We start from the raw sequence: 6,427 nt of genomic DNA on the forward strand, positions 1-6,427 counted from the left end.
ACCGTCTCCACCAAGGTGGGCCGGCTGCTCGTCCCCGACGGTGGTGACCGGCAAGAGTTCTGGGCCGAGCCGACCGACCTCGTGCCCCGGTTCGACTTCTCCGCCGCCGGAGTACGCCGCTCCCACGCGGAGAGCCTGGCCCGAATGGGGCTGGACCGGATCGACATCGCGCACATCCACGACCCGGACGACCACCTCGCCGAGGCGGTCGCCGGGGCGTACCCGGCGTTGGCGCAGCTGCGGGCGGCCGGCGAGATCGGCGCGGTCAGCGCCGGCATGAACCAGGCCCCGGCGCTGGTCGAGCTGGCCCACGCCGGCGACTTCGACTGCTTCATGCTCGCTGGCCGGTACACGCTGCTGGACCAGTCCGGCCTCGACGAGCTGTTGCCGCTGTGCCAGGCGAAGGGGATCGCGATCATCGCCGCCGGGGTCTACAACTCGGGCCTGCTGGCCGACCCGAGCCCGGGCGCCCCCTACGACTACGCCCCGGCCGGCCGCAGGCTGCTCGACCGGGCCACCGCGATCCGGTCGGTGTGCGAGCGGCACGGCGTACCGCTGCGGGCCGCGGCGATCCAGTTTCCGCTCGGGCACCCGGCGGTCACCAGCGTGGTGGTCGGCGCCCGGGACCCGGAGCAGATCGCCGACAACGTGGCGATGTTCGAGTGGGACGTGCCCGATGCGCTGTGGGCCGATCTCAAGGCCGAGGGTCTGCTGCCGAGCCAGGTGCCGACGCCGTGATCATCGACGCGAGCAGCCGTCCGGCTTGTGTCGCGACTCGTACCTATGCACTGGAGGTTGGTTCGTGAAGTTCATGCGCGTCGGGCCCGTGGGGCGGGAACGCCCCGTGCTGTTCGCCGACGGAAGGCACTTCGACCTCTCGTCGCTCACCGCCGACATCGACGGCGAGTTCCTCGCCGGCGACGGCGTGCGGAGGGTCCGCGAGGCCACCGACCTGCCCGAGATCGACGTCACCGGTCAGCGGGTCGGCGCACCGGTCGCCCGGCCCGGGGTGGTGCTCTGCGTGGGGCAGAACTACGCCGCGCACGCCGCCGAATCGGGCGCCGCGCCACCGACCGACCCGATCATCTTCTACAAGGCGCCCAACACCGTCGTCGGCCCGCACGACGAGGTCCTGATCCCGCGTGGCTCGACGAAGACGGACTGGGAGGTGGAGTTGGCGGTGGTGATCGGCCGACCGGCCCGCTACCTCGCCTCGCCCGCCGACGCCCTCGGGCACATCGCCGGGTACGTCCTCTCCAACGACGTCTCCGAGCGGGACTTCCAACTCGCCGTCTCCGGTGGTCAGTGGTCGAAGGGCAAGTCCTGCGAGACGTTCCAACCGCTCGGCCCGTGGCTGGTCACCGCCGACGAGGTCGGCGACCCGCAGGCGCTGCGGCTGCGCTCCTGGGTCAACGGCGAGCCCCGACAGGACTCCAGCACCAAAGACATGATCTTCGACGTGGCGTACCTGGTCTGGCACCTGTCCCAGTACACAGTGCTGGAGCCGGGCGACGTCATCAACACCGGCACCCCGCAGGGAGTGGCGCTCTCCGGCCGCTTCCCGTACCTGACCGCCGGCGACGTGATGGAGGTCGAGATCGACGGCCTCGGTCGGCAGCGCAACACGCTCCGGGACGCCTGATGGCGGTGATCACCTCCGTCGACACGTACGACGTCCGGTTCCCCACCTCGCGGAACCTCGACGGTTCCGACGCGATGAACCCCGACCCCGACTACTCGGCCGCGTACCTGGTGCTGAGCACCGACGACGGCCCGGACGGGCACGGCTTCACCTTCACCATCGGGCGGGGCAACGACGTCTGCCGGGCGGCGATCGACGCGCTGGTGCCGTACGTGGTCGGCCTGGACCCGGACACCGTGGACCTCGGTGCGTTCGCCCGCTCGCTCACCCAGGACTCGCAGCTGCGCTGGCTCGGCCCGGAGAAGGGCGTGATGCACCTCGCCGCCGCAGCGGTGATCAACGCGATGTGGGACCTGGTCGCCAAGCGGGCGGGCAAGCCGGTCTGGCGCTACCTGGCCGACCTCAGCCCCGAGCAGATCGTCGACCTGGTCGACTGGCGTTACCTCACCGACGCCCTCACCCCCGACGAGGCACTGGAGATCCTGCGCGCCGCCGAGCCGGGTCGGGCCGACCGGATCGCCCGGCTGACCGAGCGGGGCTACCCCGCGTACACCACGTCGCCCGGCTGGCTCGGCTACTCCGACGACAAGGTGGTCGGGCTGGCCAGGCAGGCCGTGGCCGACGGGTTCACCCAGATCAAGCTGAAGGTGGGCGCGGACGCCGCCGACGACGTACGCCGCCTGAAGATCGCCCGCGAGGCGGTCGGCCCGCGGATCCGGATCGCGCTCGACGCCAACCAGCGCTGGGACGTCGCCGAGGCGGTCGACCGGATGCGCGAGTTGGCGCCGTACGACCCGTGGTGGATCGAGGAACCGACCAGCCCCGACGATGTGCTCGCCCACGCGGCGATCCGGTCCGCCCTCGCCACCAGCGCACCCGACGGCGGGCCGATCCGGGTCGCCACCGGCGAGCACGTGGCGAACCGGGTGGTGTTCAAACAGCTGCTCCAGGCCGGTGCCGTCGACGTCGTTCAGATCGACGCCTGCCGGGTGGGCGGCGTGAACGAGAACGTCGCCATCCTGCTGCTCGCCATGAAGTACGGGGTGCCGGTCTGCCCGCACGCCGGGGGAGTGGGCCTGTGCGAGCTGGTGCAGCACCTGTCGATGTTCGACTTCGTGGCGGTGTCCGGCTCGATGCGTGACCGGGTCGTCGAGTACGTCGACCACCTGCACGAGCACTTCCTCGACCCGGTGGTGATCAAGGACGGGCACTACGTGGCGCCCAGCGCGCCGGGGTTCTCCGCCGCGATGCGTCCGGAGAGCCTCGCCACGTACGCGTACCCCGACGGGCCGGCCTGGGTCTGACTCGGGACGCGCTTCACCGCGCGGCCGACCTGACGGCGGTGCGTCAACTACTCGGAAGGAGAGAGCAGCATGCGGTGTGACGGTCTGGTGGCAGTGGTGACCGGAGGCGGATCGGGGATCGGGCTCGCGTGTGTGCGGGCGTTCGCCGCCGCCGGCGCCCGGGTGGGTGTCCTGGACCTGGAGCTGTCGGGTCTGCCGGAGGATCCCGGCGTCCTCGGCGTCCGGGCGGACGTGTCCGACCGCGCCTCGCTGAGCACGGCCGTCGCAGCGGTCGCCGAGGCGTTCGGCGGCATCGACATCCTGGTCAACAACGCCGGGATCTCGGCCGTGGGCACGGTGGAGGAGAACGACGACGAGCAGTGGAGCCGGGTACTCGACGTCAATGTCTCCGGTGTGGCCCGCACCAGCGCCGTCGCCCTGCCGTACCTGCGCCGGTCGTCGTCCGCGGCGATCGTCAACATCTCCTCGATCGCGGCGACCACGGGTCTGCCCAAACGCGCCCTGTACTCGGCGTCGAAGGGTGCCGTGCACGCCCTCACCCTCGCCATGGCCGCCGACCTGGTGACGGATGGCGTCCGGGTCAACTGCGTCGCCCCCGGCACCGTCGACACGCCCTGGGTGGCCCGCCTGCTCGCCGGCGCCGCCGACCCGACGGCGGAGAAGCGGCACCTGGCCTCGCGGCAGCCGACCGGCCGCCTGGTGACCGCCGACGAGGTGGCCGCCGCCGTCGTCTACCTCGCGTCGCCCGCGACCGGGTCGGTGACCGGTTCGTCGCTGCCTGTCGACGGAGGCATGTCCGGCCTGCGCCTACCTGCCCCGGCGCGGCCCGCGGCCGATCCTGCCGAATCGGGCGCGTGACATGATTGCGCGATGGGGAAACAGCAGGACGTCGGCGAGCCCGACCGTCACAGCGGGTCCGGCACCACCGCCCACCGTCCGATCGGCGGGAGCGCTGACGCTCGACTCGCGCTCGCCCAGGACCCCACAACGCCACAAATGACCCTTATCGACCTGGCGTCCGACCCGTCGGTACTGGTCCGCAAGGCGGTCGCCGCTCGGGCCGACGCACCCGCACAGGCCCTGCGACCGCTCACCCGCGACCATGATCGTCAGGTCCGGGAGGCGGTGGCGAGGAACCCCTCCACCTCGATCGCCAACCTCATGCGCCTGGTCAAGGACGCCGACCGGTGGGTCCGCTGGGCGGTCGCCGGCAACCCGGCGTGCGACGAGTCGATCCGCCAGGTCATGGCGCAGACCTCGGACAAGGAGCTTCGCGGCCTGCTCGCGGAGAGTCGGGAGCTGGAGCCGGAGCTGGCCGCCAAGCTGATCGACGACGTGTCACCCGAGGTACGGGAACGACTCGCCACGCACACCCACGACCCCGACGTGATCACCGCCCTGTTGGCCGACCGCACCGCACGCGTACGCAAGGGGGTCGCCCGCAATCCACGGACCACCGCCGAGCAGCGCAGCGCGCTCGCCGCGGACCCGGTGGCCGACGTCCGTGCCGCGCTGGTGCGGGCCGTCGAGCTGAGCGAGGCGGATCTGGCCCGGCTGGTCGACGACCGCGCGGTGCAGGTCCGACTGGCGATGGCCACGTCCGACGTCGTCCCGCCGCACATCCGGCAGGCGCTCACTCGCGACGCCGACGAGATGGTGGCCAGCGCGGCGCGCGACCACCGCCCCGGAGCCGGCAACGCCTCCGCCGTGCGGGCACCCCGCATCGCGCACCGGCCCTCCGCCGGTGCGGGCCGATCGGGCGGCGGCACCGCCCGGTAGCACCGCGCCGTCCCCCAGGCCGTGCGGGCGGGTGCTGATCGGAGCCATCGGGGACCCGGGTGCTCCGCCGAGCGGCGGATGCGCCCGCGAGCGTGATGACTCACAGGCATCATGATGCCTGCGAGTCATCAGGCTGGTCGGGGCGTCTGCCCCACGACGACCGTGCGGGTTGGTGCGACCAGCTGCCGTCGGTCGCTGTCGGATCAGTACGGCCGCCGGATACCTCGATGCGACAGCACCCGCGCCTGCTCCTCGCTCATCTGGACATGATCCCAGCACCACCCCGCCATCGCCCGCCGCCGACGAGCGCCCATCCCGAGTGATGAGTTGTCGCGTCCGCGCCCGTCATACCTCCGACAGGACATGACGAGGCGGAAGGATGACGTGATGAGTGCGGACACGCGGCTGCAGGAGATGGTTGTGAGCGGTCTCGGCGAGGTCGACGAGCCGGCGTTCTCGGGGCTGGCACAGCGGCACCGGCGGGAGCTGCACGTGCACTGCTACCGGATGCTCGGCTCGTTCGAGGACGCCGAGGACACGGTGCAGGAGACGTTCCTGCGGGCCTGGCGGCGGCGGGAGACGTTCGAGGGGCGGTCGACGTTCCGGGCATGGCTGTACCGGATCGCCACCAACGCCTGCCTGGACCTGCTCGCCAAGCGCCGCCCGGAGCCGGCGACCGGCGGTGAGGTGCTGTGGTTGCAGCCCTACCCGGACCGGTTGCTCGACGAGCTGCCCGCGGGCGACGGGGACGAGCCGGAGAGCGTCGCCGTCGCACGGGAGACGATCGAGCTGGCGTACCTGGTCGCGGTCCAGCACCTGGCGCCGCGTCCACGGGCCGTGCTGATCCTGCGCGACGTGCTCGGCTGGCCGGCGAAGGACGTCGCGGAGCTGCTCGGGGATTCGGTCAACTCGGTGAACAGCGCACTGCAGCGGGCCCGTGCCGGCATGCGGGAGCACCTGCCCGCCGAGCGGCAGGACTGGGTCGGCGGCGACGAGGACGCCGGGACGCGCGAGCTGGTGCGCCGCTTCACCGACGCCAGCGTGGCCACCGACGTCGACGCGCTCGCCACCATGCTGCGCGACGACGTCCGCTCCTCGATGCCGCCCACGCCAGGCCTGTCCGTCGGCCGCGACGCGGTGCTGAGCAACTGGGTCGAGGACGGCTTCGACGCCATGACGGGCCTGCGCGCGGTGCCCACCTCGGTGAACCGGCAACCCGCTGTCGCCTTCTACCACTGGCGCGAGCAGGAGGGCGCGTACCTGCCGCTGACGATCGACGTCCTGCGCGTCACCGACGGCGCGATCACCGAGGTCTTCATCTTCCACGCCGACCAGTTCCCGCGGCTCGGTCTGCCGCCGCGACTGCCGGCCGACGGCAGGGAGTAGTCCCGATGCGGACGCTGACCCTGCCCGGGGGCGCCCGCGCGGCGGTGGTCGGGGCGCAGTGGTCCGACGCGTTCGCCGTCGTCACCAGCGGACGGATCCAGCTGGAGCTGCGCGACGGCGAACCAGGGCCGGTCCTCGGACGCGACGCCGGGTTCTGGCTGCGCGGCACCGGCGTCCGCGCTCTGCGCAACCCCGGCCGCCGCACGGCGACGGTGCGCGTCTGTACGCCACGGGACGTCCCACGCCAGTCAACCAGTCCGGTACGCCAGCTCACCGTCGATGGAGACGCCATGACCAGCACTGAGGACACCCAGAT

At 72.2% G+C, this 6,427-nt stretch carries 6 protein-coding genes and 1 pseudogene; all 7 read left to right on the top strand.

Translation table 11 applies throughout. From position 1 onward, the window contains the following. Window positions 1-738 (top strand): aldo/keto reductase (locus KBX53_RS18365; RefSeq protein WP_210860580.1); only part of this gene is annotated, 738 nt, incomplete at its 5' end. Window positions 739-802: 64 nt separating this feature from the next. Next, a complete protein-coding gene (locus KBX53_RS18370) occupies window positions 803-1,642 on the top strand; it encodes a fumarylacetoacetate hydrolase family protein (RefSeq protein WP_030330514.1) in 840 nt (279 codons plus the stop codon). Beyond that, window positions 1,642-2,946, top strand: coding sequence for an enolase C-terminal domain-like protein (locus KBX53_RS18375; protein ID WP_210860581.1), 1,305 nt, complete (start codon window positions 1,642-1,644; stop codon window positions 2,944-2,946). Before KBX53_RS18370 ends, KBX53_RS18375 begins: the two co-directional genes overlap by 1 nt. Before the next feature lie 69 nt (window positions 2,947-3,015). Then, complete coding sequence (locus KBX53_RS18380; RefSeq protein WP_210860582.1) at window positions 3,016-3,804, top strand: SDR family NAD(P)-dependent oxidoreductase; 789 nt, start codon at window positions 3,016-3,018, stop codon at window positions 3,802-3,804. Window positions 3,805-3,942: 138 nt separating this feature from the next. Next, complete coding sequence (locus KBX53_RS18385) at window positions 3,943-4,725, top strand: hypothetical protein (RefSeq protein ID WP_210860583.1); 783 nt, start codon at window positions 3,943-3,945, stop codon at window positions 4,723-4,725. 387 nt (window positions 4,726-5,112) lie between these two features. After that, window positions 5,113-6,111 (top strand): RNA polymerase subunit sigma-70, encoded by a 999-nt coding sequence (locus tag KBX53_RS18390; protein ID WP_210860584.1) that lies wholly within the window; start codon window positions 5,113-5,115, stop codon window positions 6,109-6,111. Between the two features lie 5 nt (window positions 6,112-6,116). After that, a pseudogene (locus KBX53_RS18395) lies at window positions 6,117-6,427 on the top strand (hypothetical protein); the annotation flags it as partial.

The sequence above is a fragment of the Micromonospora sp. M51 genome (assembly GCF_018070305.1).
GTDB classification, from domain to species: domain Bacteria; phylum Actinomycetota; class Actinomycetes; order Mycobacteriales; family Micromonosporaceae; genus Micromonospora; species Micromonospora parva.